Origin of the sequence: Variovorax sp. 278MFTsu5.1 (genome assembly GCF_048305045.1) — a bacterium.
GTDB classification, from domain to species: domain Bacteria; phylum Pseudomonadota; class Gammaproteobacteria; order Burkholderiales; family Burkholderiaceae_C; genus Variovorax; species Variovorax guangxiensis.
Genome location: NZ_CP157622.1, coordinates 5,586,707 through 5,604,445 on the forward strand (window position 1 = coordinate 5,586,707; position 17,739 = coordinate 5,604,445).

Consider the following 17,739-nt stretch of genomic DNA (forward strand, 5'->3'; position numbering starts at 1 on the left):
GCTTTGCCGGGCCGCCGGTATCGCCCCCGGCGAGGGGCTGGCGGCCACACGAAGTGCGGCAAGCCTGGGGGAGCATGTCTACTTCAGGTCAGCTTGCCGTGGCACTGCTTGTACTTCTTGCCGCTGCCGCAGGGGCACGGGTCGTTGCGGCCGACGCGGGCGAAGGCGGCAGCCTCCGCGCCGAGCGCGCCCAGCCCGGCGGCCGCGATGCGGCGCTGGTTTTCCTCGTCGACGCGCACCTCGACTTCGCCCGTCTCGGTCGGTGCCGAGTAGGTGATGTTCGAGACGTTCTCGCCGCGGCTTTCCATCGCTTCGGCGGCCTGTTCGAGTTGCTCGCTCGACTGCACGCGCACCGTCATGAGCTGGCGCGTGACTTCGTTCTTGACCGAATCGAGCAACTGGCCGAAGAGCTCGAAGGCTTCGCGCTTGTATTCCTGCTTGGGCTGCTTCTGCGCGTAGCCGCGCAGGTGGATGCCCTGGCGCAGGTAGTCGAGCGAGGCCAGGTGTTCGCGCCAGTGGGTGTCGATGCTCTGCAGCAGCACCATGCGCTCGAACTGGGTGAAGTTCTCCTGGCCGATCAGCGCGACCTTGGCGTCGAAGGTCTCGTTGGCGTTCTTGAGCACCTTCTCGACGATGTCCTCGTCGGCGATGGCCTCGGAAGCCTCGACTTCCTTCTTGAGCGGCATGTCGATGCCCCACTCGTTGAAGAGGCTCTTCTCCAGGCCGTCCAGGTCCCATTGCTCTTCCACCGACTCGGCCGGTACGTACTGGCGCACGAGGTCGGTGAAGCAGCCTTCGCGCAGCGCCGCGATCTGCGCCGTCAGGTCGGCCGCGTCGAGGATGTCGTTGCGCTGCTGGTAGATCACCTTGCGCTGGTCGTTCGACACGTCGTCGTACTCGAGCAGCTGCTTGCGGATGTCGAAGTTGCGCGCCTCGACCTTGCGCTGCGCGCTCTCGATGCTGCGTGTGACGATGCCGGCCTCGATGGCCTCGCCGTCGGGCATCTTCAGGCGGTCCATGATCGCCTTCACGCGGTCGCCCGCGAAGATGCGCATCAGCGGATCGTCCAGGCTCAGGTAGAAGCGCGAGGAGCCGGGGTCCCCCTGGCGGCCCGAGCGGCCGCGCAGCTGGTTGTCGATGCGGCGCGACTCGTGGCGTTCGGTGGCGATGATGCGCAGGCCGCCGAGCGACTTCACGAACTCGTGGTCCTTGGTCCACTCGGCGCGGATGTGGGCGATGTCGGCCTGCTTGGCAGCCTCGTCGCGGCCTTCGTCGTTCTCGATGGCCTCGATCATCTTCTCGATGTTGCCGCCAAGCACGATGTCGGTGCCGCGGCCGGCCATGTTGGTCGCGATGGTGATCATCTTCGTGCGGCCGGCCTGCGCCACGATGTCGGCCTCGCGCGCATGCTGCTTGGCGTTGAGCACCTGGTGCGGCAGGCCCGCCTGGGTGAGCAGGCCGTCGATGATCTCGGAGTTCTCGATGGACGAGGTGCCCACCAGCACAGGCTGGCCGCGCTCGTAGCACTCGCGGATGTCCTGGATGGCCGCCTCGTACTTCTCGCGCGTGGTCTTGTAGACGCGGTCGAGCTGGTCCTCGCGCTTGCTCGTGCGGTTCGGCGGGATGATGACGGTCTCGAGGCCGTAGATCTCCTGGAACTCGTAGGCCTCGGTGTCGGCCGTGCCGGTCATGCCGGCGAGCTTGGAATACAGGCGGAAGTAGTTCTGGAAGGTGATGGAGGCCAGCGTCTGGTTCTCGGCCTGGATCTCCACGCCTTCCTTGGCTTCCACAGCCTGGTGCAGGCCGTCGCTCCAGCGGCGCCCGCTCATCAGGCGGCCGGTGAACTCGTCGACGATCACCACTTCGCCCTGCTGCACCACGTAGTGCTGGTCGCGGTGGTAGAGGTGACGGGCGCGCAGCGCCGCGTTCAGGTGGTGCATCAGCGTGATGTTGGCCGGGTCGTAGAGCGACGCGCCCTCGGGCAGCAGCTTGAATTCGCTCAGCAGGCGCTCGGCGTTCTCGTGGCCGTCCTCGGTGAGGAACACCTGGTGCGTCTTCTCGTCGACCGTGAAGTCGCCGGGCACCGTGACGCCTTCGCCGGTGCGCGGGTCGGCTTCGCCTTCCTGCTTCTTGAGCAGCGGCACCACCTTGTTGATGGCCAGATACAGGTCGGTGTGATCTTCGGCCTGGCCGCTGATGATCAGCGGCGTGCGGGCCTCGTCGATCAGGATGGAGTCCACCTCGTCGACGATTGCGTAGTTCAGCCCGCGCTGGACCCGGTCGCCCGGCTCGTAGACCATGTTGTCGCGCAGGTAGTCGAAGCCGTACTCGTTGTTCGTGCCGTAGGTGATGTCGCTGCGGTAGGCCTGCTGCTTCTCCTCGCGTGGCATCTGCGGCAGGTTGATGCCCACCGTCAGGCCGAGGAAGTTGTAGAGGCGGCCCATCCAGGTCGCGTCGCGGTTGGCGAGGTAGTCGTTCACCGTGACCACGTGCACGCCCTTGCCGGACAGCGCGTTCAGGTACACCGGCAGCGTGGCGGTCAGCGTCTTGCCTTCGCCGGTGCGCATTTCGGAGATCTTGCCGTTGTGCAGCGCCATGCCGCCGAGCAGCTGGACGTCGAAGTGGCGCATCTTCATGACGCGCTTGGAACCCTCGCGCACCGTTGCAAAGGCTTCGGGCAGCAGGGCGTCGAGGGTTTCGCCCTTGGCGATGCGGTCCTTGAATTCCTGGGTCTTGGCGCGCAGTGCGTCGTCGCTGAGCTTCTCGAACTCGGGTTCGAGCGCATTGATGCGTTCCACCGTCTTGCGATACTGCTTGAGCAGCCGGTCGTTGCGACTGCCGAAAATCTGGGTCAGGAAGTTGGTTGCCATGGGTGGAGATGGGCGGGCGCCTGATGAGATACGGCAGGCACTTCGACCGGATTCCCTAAGATATGGTGAAAGCAGTTGGGCGCGCTTTCCATGAAAGCAAGCAGCCTTTTTCCGGCGCAATCGCCGGCAAACCGGGCATTTTAGCTGTCTTGTTTCTAACCCCTGGATTACCGATGTATCGCCGACTTCCCCCCGCCATTTCACTGCAGCAGGCTGCGGAAGGCGCCCCGACGCTGGGCAGCCTGATGGCGCGCGCGCGCGACACCACGGAGCGGCTCAAGGCGGTGGAAGGGCTGATCCCGCCGGCCATGCGCGCGGCCGTGCAGGCCGGTCCGGCCGAGGGCGACGTCTGGTGCCTGCTGGTCAAGGGCAGCGCCGCGGCGGCCAAGCTGCGCCAGCTCTCGCCGATGCTCGTGACCCGGCTCAAGAACCGGGGCTGGGACGTGGCGACGATCCGGATCAAGGTGTCCACCGGGCGCTGACGGACCGCAAGCCGCCAGTTTTTTGATTTTTTGTCTGGAGATAGATAATATTTCCAGATGACATCCTCCATCGCGCCCGCCGACGCCCGGCTCCTGCTGCTCGACAAGAACCAGGTCGACGCCCTCCTCTCTCACGACGAAGTGCTCGGCGCCGTGCGCGAGGCCTTCGTGCTGCACAGCGACCGCGAAGGCCGCGTGTTCCCGGTGGTGCGGGAGGCGCTGGGCACCGGCGGGGTGTTCGGCATCAAGTCCGGCGAGGTGCAGGCCCAGGGGCTGCTCGGATTCAAGGCGGCGGGATTCTGGCCGGCCAACCGGCAGCGCGGGGGCGAGCCCCATCAGGCGACGATCATGCTGATTGGCCCGGCGACCGGCCGGCCGCTGTGCGTCATCGACGGCAACACGGTGACGACCGTGCGCACCGGCGCTGCCGGCGGGCTGGGCCTGCAGCGGCTCGCGCGGCCCGGCAGTGCGCGGCTGTGCATCATCGGCACCGGCGTGCAGGCGCGCATCCAGCTCGACTTCGCGCTGCGGCTGCTGCCCTCGCTGAGCGAGGTTCTATATATCAGTGCGAGCGGCGAGCCCAATGCCGCCTTCGAAGCCAAATTCGCAGGACGCTGCCGCATCGCGCCGGCCACCGACCGCAACACGGCCGTGGCCCGCAGCGACATCGTGATCACCGCCACGCCCGGCGGAGGAGCCCTGTTCGATCTCGATGCCGTCCAGCCCGGCACCCACCTGAACTGCGTCGGCGCCGACACCCGCGGCAAGCGGGAGCTGCCGGAAGGCCTGCTGCCCCGCGCGCGCCTGTTCGTCGACGACCGCACGCAGGCCCGGGAGATCGGCGAAATGCAGTGGGCGCCCAACACCGACTGCGTGGAACTGGGCGACCTGCTCAGCGGCAAGGCCGGCTTCGAGCGCACGCCGCAGGACATCACCGTCTTCGACATGACGGGCCTCGCGCTGCAGGACCTGACCGTCGCACGCCTTCTTCATGCGCGCGCCATCGACACCCGAACAGGCACGCGCATCGCCTGGCCCTGGTGACGTCTTCAGAGACGGAGGCAATGCCGCGCCGCCTGCCGCGCATCTGAAAAGCGTGATTTTTTGTGGCGGACGGCAGAACATTTGAGCGCTGCGAACCGAGTCCCTGCTGGCATCTTTGGTCATCAATGCACCGCATGGCTGTTTCTGCCGCGAGGCTCTTTCAAAGAGAAAAACCCAAATTGCGGACTTCTTCTCACCCTAAAAAAGAAATTCGCAATCCGGAAATAATTCAATCCCGGAGGAATGCCATTAATTGACATTAATGGTCATGTCCGAGTCAATTTCCAGTCGATACATTCCGCAACCTCGAAGTCTTTGGCAGAGCTTGGCAACGCAGCTCTGCGCGACTTTCACCATCGAATAAACACGGAGAGGTTGGAATGATTTCACACGAGCCCTGCGGCTAGCTCACGCCTCGCCACTTGCCCGCCTGACCGGCGCCGGCAAGCAGCCATCGGTGAGGCCGATTTCCCGAAGACGGGAGATCCTTTTTTCACCCCCAGAACCGAACGACGCCCGGCTCCGGCCAAGGAATCAGGCCGTCTCGTCACGCGCATCGAGTCCGCATTTCTTTTTCAGAAGATTGATTTCAAAGAAAAATCCATGAGCAATTCGTACAAAAACATTCGCGCCGGCCGTTTGGGCTTCAGGCTGTCTGCGGTCACTGCGGCAGTTCTCGCCAGCGGGCTGCAGCTCTCGCCGGTCGCAGCCAACGCCTCGACCTACGCGCCTTCCAACTGCAGCAGCACGAGCACTGCAACCATCGGGCGCGTGACCGTCACCGGCACGAACAGCGCCCCGGTCGACGGAAGCGGTCCCTGGTCCAACATCACCGGCTGCGACTCCAGCGGCAACAACCTGAACGGGGTGACGGTGTATGGCAGCTACTCGCAGGGCACGGGCGACGGGGCCACCGCCGTCGGGTTCTCCAGTACCGCGGGCAAATGGGCCACCGCGGCCGGGCTTTCGAGCAGCGCCTCGGGAACCGGGAGTGCCGCCTTCGGCTACGACGCACAGGCACAGGGGCTGAACTCGGCCGCGATCGGCGCGGCGTCCAGTGCAGCCGGCCAGGGTGCCGTGGCCCTTGGCAGCGGCGCCTCCGCGAAGTACGACAACTCCGCCGCCATCGGCGCCGGCAGCACCACCGCCGACTCGCTGGCAAACCTGCAGGGTGCGCCCGCCTACTCGCCGGCCGCGGGAACCGCGGTCGCAGCTGCAACGGCGGCTGGCGAAGTGTCGGTGGGCAGCGGCGGCAGTGAGCGCAGGCTCACCAATGTCGCCGCCGGCGGCTCTGCGACCGACGCGGTCAACGTCAGCCAGCTCTCGACCGCCACCGCTTCGCTGTCCACCAGCCTGGACACGGCCAACGGAACCATCGCCAGCCTGTCCACCTCCACCGCCGCCGGCATCGGCAGCCTGTCGACCGGCCTCAATACGGCCAATGGCGCCCTCGCCAGCCTGTCCACGTCCACCGCGGCAAGCATCGGAAGCCTCTCCACCGGCCTGTCCACCGCAAACGGCAACCTTCGCAGCCTGAGCACGTCGGTCAGCACCATCTACAACACGGGTACCAAGTACTTCCACGCCAGGTCGACGGCGGGCGACTCGATGGCCAGCGGCGACAGTTCCGTTGCGATCGGCCCGCAATCGGAGGCCAGCGGTTCCACCTCCCTTGCGGCCGGCACAGGCGCCAAGGCAGCAGCCAACAACGCATTGGCCGTGGGCTCCTACGCCCTCGCGACAGGCGCGAACGCGATCGCCATCGGCACCGGCGCACTGGCCACGGGCTCGCAGGCCATCGGCGCGAGTTCGCGCGCAGGCGGAGGCGGCACCGCTCTCGGCGACAACGCCGATGCCGGTGGAACGTCGCTGAGCCAGTCGCCGCGGATCGCCAAGGGCACCGCCATCGGCTTCGGCGCGGTGGTGCAGCAGAGCGAGGGTGTGGCGCTGGGCGCCGGCTCGGTGGCCGCCACCGCTGCCGGCGTGGCCGGATACGTGCCTCGCAACACATCGGCGCAGCAACAGGCCGCCGTCAAGGCCACCGCCAGCACACAGGCAGCCGCTTCGGTCGGCGACGCAGCCAGCGGCCGCTTCCGCCAGATCACCGGCGTGGCGGCCGGCACGGCGGACAGCGACGCGGCGAACGTGGCGCAGCTCAAGGCATCCGAAGCCGCCTCCCGGGCCAGCAGTGCGCAATACACGACCCGCGCCGATGGCTCCGTCGACTACAGCCAGATCGTGCTGGGCAACGGCCAGGCGCCGGGAGGCACGCGCATCTCCAACGTGGCGCCAGGCGTGCAGCCCACGGACGCCGTCAACGTGAACCAGCTCAACCAGGTGCGCAGCCAGGTCGCCGACGTGGCGCGCATCGCCTACACGGGCACGGCGATGGCCATGGCCATGTCGGGCACCTACCTGCCCACGCTCGCCCCGGGCGAGAAGACCGTGGGCGTCGGGGTGGGCAGCTACAAGGGCTACAGCGCCGTGGCGCTGACCTTCAAGGCGCTTGCCGGCGACGGAGGAATGTCGTGGGGCGCGGGCATTTCGACCAACGGCAGGGAATGGGGCGTGAACGCCGGCGTGGGCTGGAAGTGGAAATAAGGGAAATAGGGGCTCAGAGGAAATAGAGCCGATCAGGGAGCGAGCCGGCAACGAATCGGCAAGCAAGAGGATGGCCCCCATGCCGCGCGGCGTGGGGGCCATTTTTTTGAGCAGGCCCGCTATGCGACGGCCGCGTCCGCGAAGAGCCCGGTCATGAACTGCGTCGACTTCAGCCCGGTACCCGTCAGCAGCGCCACGGTCGTCTCGGTGCTCCTGATATCGCCGCGCTGCGCCAGCACGTCGATGGCCGCGGCGGCCGACGCGGAAGTCGGCTCGGTGTAAAGGCCGCAGGCCGCGAGCCGGCGCACCGCCGCCGCGATCTGCTCCTCGGTCAGCGCCACGGTCCTGCCATTCGTCTCGCGCAGGGCCTGGATGATTTCCGCCAGCCGCACCGGCCGCTTGATCGCCGTGCCCTCGGCGATGGTCGGCTGCACGGCGCGCTCCACGAGCGTGTCGACGCCAGCGGTGAAGCTCGCGTCGATCGGCGAACAGTTCAGCGGCTGCGCAACGAAGATGCGCGGCAACTTCCTGATCTGCCCCGCCGCCAGCAGCTCCTTGAAGCCGATCCAGCAGCCGAGCACGTTGCTGCCCGCGCCGGTCGGAATCACGACGTTGTCCGGCGCCACGAAGCCCAGGTCTTCCCACAGCTCGTAGGCCAGCGTCTTCGTGCCCTGCAGGAAGAACGGATGCCAGTTGTGGCTCGCGTAGAAGATCGATTCCGACTGCCGCACCGCCTCGTGTTCCGACTCCTCGCGCGGCCCCGGCACCAGTTGCACCTCGGCGCCGAAGGCGCGGATCTGCGCCACCTTCGGCGCGGGCGTGTAGCTCGGCGCGAGCACCTTCACGCGCATGCCGGCCGCGGCGCCCGCGGCGGCGATGGCCGCGCCGCCGTTGCCCGAGCTGTCTTCCAGCACCGCATCGACGCCGATCTGGCGCAGGAAGGACATCATCACCGCCGCGCCACGGTCCTTGAAGCTGCAGGTCGGGTTGAACCACTCCAGCTTGAAGTGCGGCTCGAAGTCGCCCCAGCGCTTCTGCACCAACGGCGTGCAGCCTTCGCCCATGCTCGCGGGCCTGTCGATGGCCACGGGCAGCGCCGCGCGGTAACGCCACAGCGAGCGCGTACGCGAATCGATGTCGTCGCGCCCGATGCCCGGCAGCGGCGTGACCAGCATCGGGTTGCCGTCGTCCGAGCGCCAGCGGCGTTCGGACAGTTCGTGGCGCCGGCCGGTGCGGGGATCGACGTAGCGTGCGCGTTCTGTCATTCGTGGCTCCTGGATCAACAATCTGAACAAGACTGGATAATACATCCAATATTGTACTTTTTGTATAAATCAGATTGTTCGTCCAGAGCTGGATACATTCCCCGGTATGAAGAAGAAGCCGAACAAGCAGCTGCTCGACATGCTCAGCAACATCGCCGAGGGCCTGGGCCAGACCTTCGCGCCCTTCTGCGAGGTGGTGGTGCACGACCTGAGCAACCCCAGGAACGCGATCCACGCGATCGAGAACGGCCTGAGCGGCCGAGACGTCGGCGATTCGGTCACCGAACTGGGCCTCGCGCGCATCCGCGATCCGGATTTCCCGGCGGTGATCGCGAACTACGCCAACACCTTTCCCGACGGGCGCAAGGTCAAGAGCACCTCCATCGGCATCAAGGACGAGAGCGGCGAGTACGTGGCCGCGCTGTGCCTGAACGTCGACCTGACGCTGTTCCAGAGCTTCCAGGGCGCGATCTCGCAGTTCACGCGCATCGACGACAGGGAAGTGCACGAGCACCTCGAAGCCGGCGGCGGCAGCCATTCGGACCGCATCCACGCGCGCATCGACGAGTTCGCCGCCGCGCGCGCGACCACGCCGCGCTCGCTGAAGCCGGCCGACCGCAAGCAGCTGGTGCAGGAGCTGAAGAAGGCCGGCATGCTCGAAGTCCGCCGCGGCGCCGAGATCGCGGCGGCGCACATGGGCGTGTCGCGCGCCACCGTCTACAGCGACGCGAAGTAGCCCTGCCGGGGCTTACTGCGGCTGCAGCCCGATCTCGTGCGCGGCCTTCTGCCAGCGCTCCGCCTCCGAGCGCAGGAAGGCGCGCAGTTCGGCCGGCGTCGACCCCTTCATCTGCACGCCGAGCACCGAAAGCCGCTCCTTCACCGACGGATGCTCCAGCGCGGCAATGGCCTCGCGGCGCAGCTTTTCGATCACGTCCAGCGGCGTGGTGGCCGGCGCCACCAGGGCCCACCACTGGTCGATCTCCAGGCCCCTGAGGCCGTTCTCGGCGAGCGCCGGCACGTTCTGCAGGCCGGGCAGGTTCACCCGCTGCGCGCTCGTCACCAGCAGCGGCCGGATGCGGTTGGCGCCCAGCAGGCTGGAGCCGCTGGCCAACGTCGCGAAATGCCCCGCCACCGTGCCCGCCGCCACGTCGGTGAGCGCAGGCGCCGAACCGCGATACGGAACCATGTTGAACGGGATCTTCGTGCGGCTCGCGAGCAGCTCTCCCGCGAGGTGGCTCACCGTGCCCGCGCCGCTGTGCGCGATGGCAGGCGGCGAGCCCTTGGCGGCAGCAGCCGCAGCGGTCTTCAGGAAGGTCTTGAAGTCCTTGCTGTCGTCGTCCATGCCCGCGAAGAACACCAGCGGCGAGGTGCCGATCATGGTCACCGGCGTGAAGTCGCGCAGCAGGTCGTAGGGCAGCTTCGCCGTCACCGCCGGCGCGATGGCGTGCGGGAGCTCGACGATGGCAAGCGTGTAGCCGTCGGGCGCGGCCTTGGCCACCGCGTCGGTGCCGATCATGCCGGCGGCGCCGGGCCGGTTGTCCACGATCACCGGGCTGCCGATGGTCTGGCTCATGCGCTGCGCCATGGCGCGGGCAATGGCGTCGGTGCTGCCCCCGGCCGCCCACGGCACGACCAGCTTCACCGGCTTGTCGGGGTAGGCAGCCCACGCGGGGCTGACAAAAGAGGCGAGCAGGGCTGCAGAGCCGGAGGCCGCGAAGGCCCGGCGATTCATCGTCGGCATGTTGGATTCCTGGAAAGTTAAACCGGGCGGTCGGGCCAGCTCGGATCGCCGGTCGCGTTGGCCGTCAGCATCAGCACCACGTGCGCGTCCGCAGCGATGGAGTTGCTTTCTCGCAGTTGGCGCAGCGCGGCAAGGCCGCCCGCGGCGCACAGTTCGGCGCTCACGCCGGCCGCAGTGAGCACGCGGCGTGCGGCTCGGGCTTCGTCGTCGTTCACCACCACGGCGCCGCCGCCGGTGGCGGTGGCTGCCTGCCACTGCAGGTAGGTGACGGTGGCACCCGCGGTGGAGAACTGCGCCGTGTGGCCCGGGTAGCTGCCGTTGATGGCGCCACCCGCGAACACGCGCGCCAGGCGCGGGAACGGCTCCACCAGCCAGAGCTTCGGCAGGCGCGCGATGCGCCCGGCTGCCAGCAGGTCGCGAAAGCCCGCGTAGATGCCCCACGCGAGGTCGCCGCGCGCGGTGGGAATCACGACGTGGTCGGGCAGGCCGCCCTCGTTCACGCACTCCAGCGCGATCGGCTTGTAGCCCTCGATCGCCAGCGGCGCGCTGCCCAGCGCGGGCAGGCGGTAGTTGGTGAGCGCGAAATAGCCGGGATGCTCCGAGCGCTCGCGCACGAAGGCCCAGCGGCCGGCGTTGTCGGAGAACACGTAGCGCCGCGCGCCCAGCGCGTCGAGCTGCCGCGCGTAGGTGGCCGGCATGCCCTCGTAGGTCGCGACCTCGCAGCCCAGGCCCGCGGCCCATGCGTAGTGCGCCGCCGAGACGGCCGCGTTGCCGGAAGAGGCCAGCACCAGCGTGTGGGCGTCGAAGTCGAGCGCCTGCGCCACGCCGACCGCGGTCATGCGGTCCTTGTGCGAGCCGGTGGGGTTGCACGACTCGTCCTTGATCGACAGGCGCGACACGCCGAACTGCTGCGCCAGCCCAGGCATGTCCTGCAGCGGCGTCTGCCCCTCGCCCAGCGCGAAGCTGGAGGTGTAGGGCATGGGCATCAGCTCGGCACTGTCGGGCAGGTAGCTCGCGCGCAACGCCACGTGGATGCCCTCGCGCCGGCACGCCGGGCAGCCGTCGTGCGCCAGCGTGACCGGGTAGAGCGCATCGCAGCGCAGGCACTGCAGGCCGCGCAGGTTCGGGTTGCGCACGGGCTTGGGCGTGCGGTCGCGGACCAGCCCGGGGGGATGGCCCGGGGACGAAGGATGGCTCAGCGGATCCATCGGGGGAGCGGCGAACTTGAAATCCAGAACGGGCGATGTCGTCACGGGGGTCTGCGCTTGATGAAGTTGTGACTAAATCTTATGCAATCGGAAATAAAATTACGCAGCCTCAGATACTCAACCGATAACAGAACTTATCGATGCGATTCGGCGAAATCGAAACGTTCCGGGCACTCATGCGCAGCAGTTCCACGCGCAAGGCCGCCGCGCTGCTGCACGTGACGCAGCCCGCCATCAGCCAGTCGCTCAAGCGCCTGGAGACCCAGGCCGGCATGCTGCTGTTCCAGCGCATCGGCGGGCGGCTGGTGCCCACGCCCGAGGCGCGCGCGCTGTGGGTGGAGGTGGAGCGGGTCTTCATCGGCATGGACGCCATCGAGCACCGGGTGCGCAGCCTGCGCGACTTCGGCGTGAGCCAGCTCGAGCTCAGCTGCTTTCCGGCCTACGGCCTGGGCTTCATGCCGCGCGCGCTGGCGCGGCTGAAGGCGCACCGCGGCGCGAGCCCCTGGCCGCAGGTGTCGCTGCAGGTCCTGAGCTCGAAGGACGTGCGCGACCGCGTGGCCATGGGCATCTCCGACTTCGGGCTGATGGCCGACGAGCTCTCGCTCGAAGGCATCGACCACTCCACCTTCTCGCGCTTTCCCGGCGTGGTGGTGATGCCGCCCAACCATGCGCTGGCCCGCTTCAAGACCATCAAGCCCGAGCAGCTCGCAGAGGCGCCGTTTCTCTCGCTCAACCCCGAAGACCCCTCGCACCAGCGGCTCGAGGCTGCGCTGGCGCCGCACGGCGTGGCGCTGCGCGTGCTGGTGCAGACGCCCTACGCGGCCAGCGTGTGCGAGATGGCGCTGCGCGGCCTGGGCGTGGGGCTGGTCAACCCGATCACCGCGCTCGACTACGCGGAGCGCGGGCTGGTGGTGCGCAAGTTCTCGGTCGACGTGTACTTCACCTGCCTGCTGGCGCTGCCGGCGGGCAAGGTGCTCTCGGCCACCGCGCGCGACTTCATTTCGCTCATGCGCCAGCAGCTGGCGGAAGACGAGAAGCGCATCCAGCGCCACCTGCGCTAGGGCCGGCTCACTTCCAGCTGAACTCGTGGTTCAGCCCGATCACGAAGCCGCGCACGCCCTGCGGCCCGGTGCGCGATGCGCTCACGTCCACGCTGATCAGCGGCGTGATGCTGAAGCGCCCGCCCACGCGCGATGTCCAGGCGTTCGAGGCGCGGTTGCGCTCGGCGATGAGCGACACCGTGTCGTTCAAAGCCCACTCCACGCCGACGCCGCCGCGCGGGGTGCGCGCCCCGGTTCCGGTCGCCCAGTCGGCGCCGACGTTCGCGTGGATCTGCAGGCTGTCCAGCGGCCGCCAGGTGACGGGAACGACGAACTGCCCGCCCGCGCGGCCGCCGCGCCTGAAGTCGAACACCGCCCCCGCCGACACCGCCGCGCTGAAGGGCGCGTCGGCCGCCTGTCCGTAGAAATTCCACTTGAGCTGCGGCCCGCCGGTGACCGAATGGACGCCGCCCACCGAGGTTCGGTCGAGGTTCAGGCCCAGTTCCACAGGCCCGACGCGGCAGGCCGGCCCGAAGTGGAAGCCCGTGACGGGCTCGACGCCGGTGCGGCCCCACCAGGTCTCGTACTGGCACTGGCCCGGGTCGAGCGTGCTGGCGTCGTCCACATCGAAATGCCCCGCCGCCTGTGCAACGGGAGCCGCGAGCAGCCCCGCTCCAAGGCAGGAGGCCGCGAGCATCCAGCCGCGCGATGGCGGTCGGGTCGTTGTTCTGCTGTGGCTGGTGTTCTTCATCGCTCGCGTCCCCGGGGGCCTCGAACCATTCTAGGGACGCGGAAAGCAGGCGCCATGACACGGCACCACGCGGTGGGTACCCTTCAGATCTCGAACTGGGGCTGAAGCTCGCGAATGCGCTTGATGGCCACGCCCGCCGCCGCGGTGCGCGTCTCCACGCCCAGCTTCACGTACACCCGCTCCAGGTGCTTCTTTGCCGTGGCGGGGCTGCTGCCGAGGATCTCGCCGATGTCCTTGTTGGTCTTGCCCTTGACCACCCAGTACAGCACCTCGGCCTCGCGCGCCGTGAGCTTGAGGCTCAGGCTCATGGCCTCGATGACCGCCGTGTCGGACACCTCGCGCATGATGATCATCCACTCATCGCCGTCGTCGTCGCCGCCGGTCTGCTGGTGCAGCCGCAGCGTGAGGCTGCCGGCGCCCTGCACGATCGACAGCGCCGGCGGCTCGATGCCGCGCTCGCGCGCATCGGGCGTGTGGCTGCGCAGCCATTCGAGCACCGCCGGCGGCGTCTCCGGCGCGCGGGTGTCGCAGTAGCGCAGCAGCAGGTCGCGCGCGAGCGCCGTCTGCCAGATGAGCTTGCCTTCGGGCAGGCGCACCGTGATGCTGGCGTAGCCGAAGGCGTCGAGCGCGTTTCGCGCCTGGCCGGCCTGCCGCGCGTCCTGCCTCGCGCGGCGCGCGCCCTGCAGGTGCACGTTCATGCGCGCCAGCACTTCCTTCGGCTTGATGGGCTTGGTGACGTAGTCGACGCCGCCCGCCTCCAGCGCGGCCACCAGGTGCTCGGTCTCGGTCAGCCCCGTCATGAACACGATGGGAATGTGCGCCGTCGCGGCATCGGCCTTGAGCCGCCGCGCGACCTCGAAGCCGTCGATGCCCGGCATCATCGCGTCGAGCAGCACGATGTCGGGCTTGGCCTGCACCGCGCGCTGCAGCGCCTGCTCGCCGTTGGTGGCGATGAGCACGGTGTAGCCCGATTCGTCGAGCGCATCGTGCAGCACCGCGAGGTTGTCGGGCACGTCGTCGACGATCAGCACGAGGTCGCTGTTGGCGCCCTGCTGTTCGCGCAGGGTCCTGGCGAGCGATGAGGTTTCCATGGCTGCGGATGGCTTCGTGGTCATGCTGCGCTTTCGACGGCCTCGGCCAGCGCGCGGCTCATGACTTCGAACTGGAACTGGCGGGCGAGCGTGCGCTGCGCTTCGGTCCATGCCGCGCACTCGGGCTGCGCGGCGTCGATGTCGTCAAGCTGGTTCATGATGCCCCGGAAGTAGCCCAGGCCGACGGCCTCCTCCAGCGCGCGCAGGCGGGCCAGCGAAGGCGCCAACATCGCGCGCGGCGCGGCAACGGCGGCGGGCTTCGCGGCGGTCTCGGTCCAGCGCAGCCCGAGCCGGCGTTCGAGCCAGTCGAGCAGCTCGGTGTGGCGCACGGGCTTGACGAAGAAATCTTCCGGCGCGATGCCCACGTCGTTGTCCAGCCCCTTGTCGAAGGCGTTGGCCGAGACGATGGCCACGGCAGCCTCGGTCAGGCCCAGCTTGCGCGCACGGCGGATGGTCTCCCAGCCATCGATGCCGGGCATCGCCAGGTCGACGAACATCGCATCCGGCCGGTAGCCGGCGGCAACGAGGTCGAGCGCGTCGTGCCCGCTGGCTGCGCTGCGCAACTCGAAGCCCAGCGGCGCGAGCAGGTGGCCGAGCAGGTCGCGGTCGGCCTCTTCGTTGTCGACCACCAGCAGGCGCCGGCGCGGCCCCTCGTAGCCGCGCCGCGCGCGCGGAACGGGCAGCGCGCGTCCCGCGCCGGCCGCCGCGTCATGCACGCGCGGCAGAAACAGCCGCACGCAGAAGAGCGATCCCACGCCCGGCGTGCTGCTCACCTTCATCTCGCCGCCCATCAGGTCGGTGAGCATCTTGGCGATGGTCAGCCCCAGCCCCGCGCCCGGCGCGGCCGCCGCCCCCGCGGCGTTGCCGCGCGCGAAGGGTTCGAAGATGCGCTCGATGTCCCCGGCCGGCATGCCCGGGCCCGTGTCCTCGATCTCGATGGAGGCGAACTCGCGCGCATAGGCCAGCCGCAGCGTGACCTGCCCCACGGCCGTGAACTTGATCGCGTTGCCCAGCAGGTTGATGAGGATCTGCAGCACGCGCTTTTCGTCCGCGCGCACCACCTCGGGCAGCTGCCCCGCCGCCTCGAAGCGGAACTGCAACCCCTTCTCGGCCGCCTGCAGCTCGAACATGTCGGCCAGCTCGCGCAGCGTGTCGGCGAAGCGCATCGGCCGCGCGTGCAGCGTGAGCTTGCCGGCCTCGATGTGCGCGATGGCCAGCGTGCCCTCGATGAGCGAGAGCAGATGCTCCCCGCCGCGCTTGATGACCGCCACCGCCTGCTGCCGGTGCGGCGGCACGGAGTGATCCTCGCCCATCAGCTGCGCGTAGCCCAGGATGCTGTTGAGCGGCGTGCGCAGCTCGTGGCTGATGGCGCTGATGTAGCGGCTCTTGGCCTGGTTGGCCTGGTCGGCGGCCTGCTTGGCCTGCTCTGCGATCTCGCGCGCTTCGTCGGCAGCCTGCTTGGCAGCCTGCAGCGCGCGGTCGGTCTCGCGATGCAGTTCGATCTCGCGCATCAGCAGGTGGGTCTGGCGGTTCGATTCCTCCTGCGCCACCTTGCGGCTCTGGTGCGCCAGCACCAGCCACCACGCGACGATGCCCGCGATGACCAGCAGCGCCATGTATGCCTTCAGGAAGCCCGAGCGCAGCGACAGCTTCTGCAGCCCCGCCAGCGCGGCCGTCACTTCCGATTCGGAAGCCAGCTCCAGCGCGCCCTCGGCGAGAGCGCGCAGCTCCTGCTGGTAGAGCACGCCGAACACCACCGCCAGTAGCGGCACGATCACCAGCATCAGCAGCAGGAAGTGCCCCAGCCCCGTGTCGAGGTAGCGCCAGCTGCGCCGCGGCAGCAGCCAGCGCAGCACCGCCGACCACTGCGACGACAGGCTCGCGTGCGGCTTGCACAGGTCGCCGCAGCGCGCGTCCAGCGTGCAGCACAGCGAGCAGATCGGGCCCTGGTAGGCGGGGCAGTGAGCCATGTCCGGCCCCTCGTACTCGCGCTCGCAGATCACGCAGTGCTGCACCTTCAGGCGCTGGTAGCTGCCCTCGTGCTCGACCCTGGCCCAGCGCACCGCGCCGGCCCCGGAGGACGCCGCGCCGCGCGCCAGGTAGTACTTGCCGCCGGTCGCCCAGGCCAGCAGCGGCGAGGCCACCAGCGCCGTGCCCAGCGCGATCAGCGCCGAAAAAGCCTGCGCCAGCGGCCCGAACACGCCCAGGTGCGCGGTGATCGACAGCCCCGAGGCCAGCGCCATCGCACCCACGCCCACCGGGTTGATGTCCCACAGGTGCGCGCGCTTGAACTCGATGCCCGGCGGCGACAGGCCCAGCGGCTTGTTGATGACCAGGTCGGCCACCACCGCCATCATCCAGGCGATGGCGATGTTGGCGAACAGGCCCAGCACGTCGCCCAGCGCCTCGAACACGTTCATCTCCATCAGCATGAAGGCGATGAGCGCGTTGAACACCACCCACACCACCCGCCCCGGGTGGCTGTGCGCCACGCGCGAGAAGAAGTTGCTCCAGGCCAGCGAGCCCGCATAGGCGTTGGTCACGTTGATCTTGAGCTGCGAGATCACCACGAACAGCGCCGTGGCCGCCACCGCCCAACCGTAGTGCGGAAACACGTACTCGTAGGCCGCCAGGTACATCTGGTTGGGGTCGACCGCCCGGTCGGCCGGCACCATGTGCGTGAGCGCCAGGTAGGCCAGCAGCGCGCCGCCCAGCATCTTGAGCACGCCCAGCACCACCCAGCCCGGGCCGCCGGCCAGCACCCCGGCCCACCAGCGCCGCGCGGTGGCCGCCGTGCGCGCGGGCATGAAGCGCAGGTAGTCGGCCTGCTCACCCATCTGGGTGATGAGCGCGATGCCCACCGTGAGGGCTGCGCCAAACAGGTGCAGATCGAAGCCCTTCGTGCCCGAGCGCACGCCGTTGTAGTGCGCGATGCCCGCGAACGCACCAGGATCGCGCACGAGCACATACGCGAAGGGCACCACCAGCATCAGCAGCCACAGCGGCTGGGTCCACAGCTGCAGCCGGCTGATGGCCGACACCCCGTGCGTGACCAGCGGAATCACCACCAGCGCGCACACCAGGTAGCCCCAGACCGGCGGAATGCCCAGCGCCAGCTCCAGCGCATAGGCCATCACCGCCGCCTCCAGCGCGAAGAAGATGAAGGTGAAGCTCGCGTAGATCAGCGAGGTGAGCGTGGAGCCGATGTAGCCGAAGCCGGCGCCACGCGTGAGCAGGTCCATGTCCACGCCGTAGCGCGCCGCGTACACGCTGATCGGCACGCCCGCCAGAAAAATGATGAGCCCGGTCGCCAGGATCGCCCAGAAGGCATTGGCGAAGCCGTACTGCACCAGCAGCGTGGCGCCCACCGCCTCCAGGATCAGGAACGACGCCGCCCCGAACGCCGTGTTGGCCACCCGCCATTCGGACCATTTGCGGAAGCGCTGCGGCGTGTAGCGCAGCGCGTAGTCCTCCAGCGTCTCGCTGGCCACCCAGCTGTTGTAGTCGCGCCGCACCTTGACGATGCGCTGCGGGGCATCGTCGGGGGTGGCGGTCGTGGCTTCAGGGTTCACACCGTTTCGGTGCATCTTCCGTGCCATCCATACGGCTTTTGGCGGACAAGGCACGACTGTTGCAAACAAGCCGG

The 17,739-nt window shown here is 68.5% G+C and carries 12 protein-coding genes; 5 read left to right on the plus strand and 7 right to left on the minus strand.

Annotation, left to right across the window (positions count from 1 at the left end):
* Window positions 1-83: 83 nt before the first annotated feature.
* Window positions 84-2,870, minus strand: a complete 2,787-nt coding sequence (gene secA, locus ABL844_RS25920) for a preprotein translocase subunit SecA (RefSeq protein ID WP_418129506.1) — start codon at window positions 2,868-2,870, stop codon at window positions 84-86.
* Window positions 2,871-3,043: 173 nt separating this feature from the next.
* Here secA and ABL844_RS25925 point away from each other — a divergent pair, with 173 nt between their 5' ends.
* The 3 genes from ABL844_RS25925 (at window position 3,044) to ABL844_RS25935 (ending at window position 6,997) form a co-directional block, all read left to right on the plus strand.
* Window positions 3,044-3,352 (plus strand): hypothetical protein, encoded by a 309-nt coding sequence (locus tag ABL844_RS25925; protein WP_418129507.1) that lies wholly within the window; start codon window positions 3,044-3,046, stop codon window positions 3,350-3,352.
* A 57-nt stretch (window positions 3,353-3,409) separates the two neighbouring features.
* Complete coding sequence (locus ABL844_RS25930) at window positions 3,410-4,396, plus strand: ornithine cyclodeaminase family protein (protein WP_418129508.1); 987 nt, start codon at window positions 3,410-3,412, stop codon at window positions 4,394-4,396.
* A 603-nt stretch (window positions 4,397-4,999) separates the two neighbouring features.
* Complete coding sequence (locus ABL844_RS25935; RefSeq protein ID WP_418129509.1) at window positions 5,000-6,997, plus strand: YadA family autotransporter adhesin; 1,998 nt, start codon at window positions 5,000-5,002, stop codon at window positions 6,995-6,997.
* Between the two features lie 119 nt (window positions 6,998-7,116).
* Here ABL844_RS25935 and ABL844_RS25940 read toward each other — a convergent pair whose 3' ends face one another.
* Window positions 7,117-8,262 (minus strand): threonine synthase, encoded by a 1,146-nt coding sequence (locus tag ABL844_RS25940; RefSeq protein ID WP_418129510.1) that lies wholly within the window; start codon window positions 8,260-8,262, stop codon window positions 7,117-7,119.
* 106 nt (window positions 8,263-8,368) lie between these two features.
* On the opposite strand from ABL844_RS25940, the gene ABL844_RS25945 reads away from it, so the two are divergent.
* Window positions 8,369-8,998, plus strand: coding sequence for a helix-turn-helix transcriptional regulator (locus ABL844_RS25945; protein WP_418129511.1), 630 nt, complete (start codon window positions 8,369-8,371; stop codon window positions 8,996-8,998).
* Between the two features lie 12 nt (window positions 8,999-9,010).
* Here ABL844_RS25945 and ABL844_RS25950 read toward each other — a convergent pair whose 3' ends face one another.
* Entirely contained in the window at window positions 9,011-10,003 is a 993-nt protein-coding gene (locus ABL844_RS25950) for a Bug family tripartite tricarboxylate transporter substrate binding protein (RefSeq protein ID WP_418129512.1), read from the minus strand.
* Between the two features lie 17 nt (window positions 10,004-10,020).
* Window positions 10,021-11,211: a threonine synthase gene (locus tag ABL844_RS25955; RefSeq protein WP_418131956.1), complete on the minus strand. Its 1,191-nt coding sequence runs from the start codon at window positions 11,209-11,211 to the stop codon at window positions 10,021-10,023.
* Window positions 11,212-11,351: 140 nt separating this feature from the next.
* Here ABL844_RS25955 and ABL844_RS25960 point away from each other — a divergent pair, with 140 nt between their 5' ends.
* Window positions 11,352-12,272 carry a LysR substrate-binding domain-containing protein gene (locus ABL844_RS25960; protein ID WP_126024661.1) on the plus strand — a complete coding sequence of 307 codons (921 nt, stop codon included), beginning with the start codon at window positions 11,352-11,354 and terminating at the stop codon, window positions 12,270-12,272.
* Between the two features lie 7 nt (window positions 12,273-12,279).
* On the opposite strand, the gene ABL844_RS25965 is transcribed toward ABL844_RS25960, so the two are convergent.
* From ABL844_RS25965 to ABL844_RS25975, 3 genes are all read right to left on the minus strand, one after another.
* Window positions 12,280-13,002 (minus strand): hypothetical protein, encoded by a 723-nt coding sequence (locus tag ABL844_RS25965; protein ID WP_260319517.1) that lies wholly within the window; start codon window positions 13,000-13,002, stop codon window positions 12,280-12,282.
* 83 nt (window positions 13,003-13,085) lie between these two features.
* Window positions 13,086-14,093 carry a response regulator transcription factor gene (locus ABL844_RS25970; RefSeq protein WP_126024792.1) on the minus strand — a complete coding sequence of 336 codons (1,008 nt, stop codon included), beginning with the start codon at window positions 14,091-14,093 and terminating at the stop codon, window positions 13,086-13,088.
* A 20-nt stretch (window positions 14,094-14,113) separates the two neighbouring features.
* Window positions 14,114-17,680: an ATP-binding protein gene (locus ABL844_RS25975; RefSeq protein WP_418129513.1), complete on the minus strand. Its 3,567-nt coding sequence runs from the start codon at window positions 17,678-17,680 to the stop codon at window positions 14,114-14,116.
* Window positions 17,681-17,739 lie beyond the last annotated feature (59 nt).

What these genes read in the sequence shown, in the direction of transcription:
- secA (WP_418129506.1), bottom strand. Translation starts at nt 2,870, where the DNA reads ATGGCAACCAACTTCCTGACCCAGATTTTCGGCAGTCGCAACGACCGG.
- ABL844_RS25925 (WP_418129507.1), top strand. Translation starts at nt 3,044, where the DNA reads ATGTATCGCCGACTTCCCCCCGCCATTTCACTGCAGCAGGCTGCGGAA.
- ABL844_RS25930 (WP_418129508.1), top strand. Translation starts at nt 3,410, where the DNA reads ATGACATCCTCCATCGCGCCCGCCGACGCCCGGCTCCTGCTGCTCGAC.
- ABL844_RS25935 (WP_418129509.1), top strand. Translation starts at nt 5,000, where the DNA reads ATGAGCAATTCGTACAAAAACATTCGCGCCGGCCGTTTGGGCTTCAGG.
- ABL844_RS25940 (WP_418129510.1), bottom strand. Translation starts at nt 8,262, where the DNA reads ATGACAGAACGCGCACGCTACGTCGATCCCCGCACCGGCCGGCGCCAC.
- ABL844_RS25945 (WP_418129511.1), top strand. Translation starts at nt 8,369, where the DNA reads ATGAAGAAGAAGCCGAACAAGCAGCTGCTCGACATGCTCAGCAACATC.
- ABL844_RS25950 (WP_418129512.1), bottom strand. Translation starts at nt 10,003, where the DNA reads ATGCCGACGATGAATCGCCGGGCCTTCGCGGCCTCCGGCTCTGCAGCC.
- ABL844_RS25955 (WP_418131956.1), bottom strand. Translation starts at nt 11,211, where the DNA reads ATGGATCCGCTGAGCCATCCTTCGTCCCCGGGCCATCCCCCCGGGCTG.
- ABL844_RS25960 (WP_126024661.1), top strand. Translation starts at nt 11,352, where the DNA reads ATGCGATTCGGCGAAATCGAAACGTTCCGGGCACTCATGCGCAGCAGT.
- ABL844_RS25965 (WP_260319517.1), bottom strand. Translation starts at nt 13,002, where the DNA reads ATGAAGAACACCAGCCACAGCAGAACAACGACCCGACCGCCATCGCGC.
- ABL844_RS25970 (WP_126024792.1), bottom strand. Translation starts at nt 14,093, where the DNA reads ATGGAAACCTCATCGCTCGCCAGGACCCTGCGCGAACAGCAGGGCGCC.
- ABL844_RS25975 (WP_418129513.1), bottom strand. Translation starts at nt 17,680, where the DNA reads ATGCACCGAAACGGTGTGAACCCTGAAGCCACGACCGCCACCCCCGAC.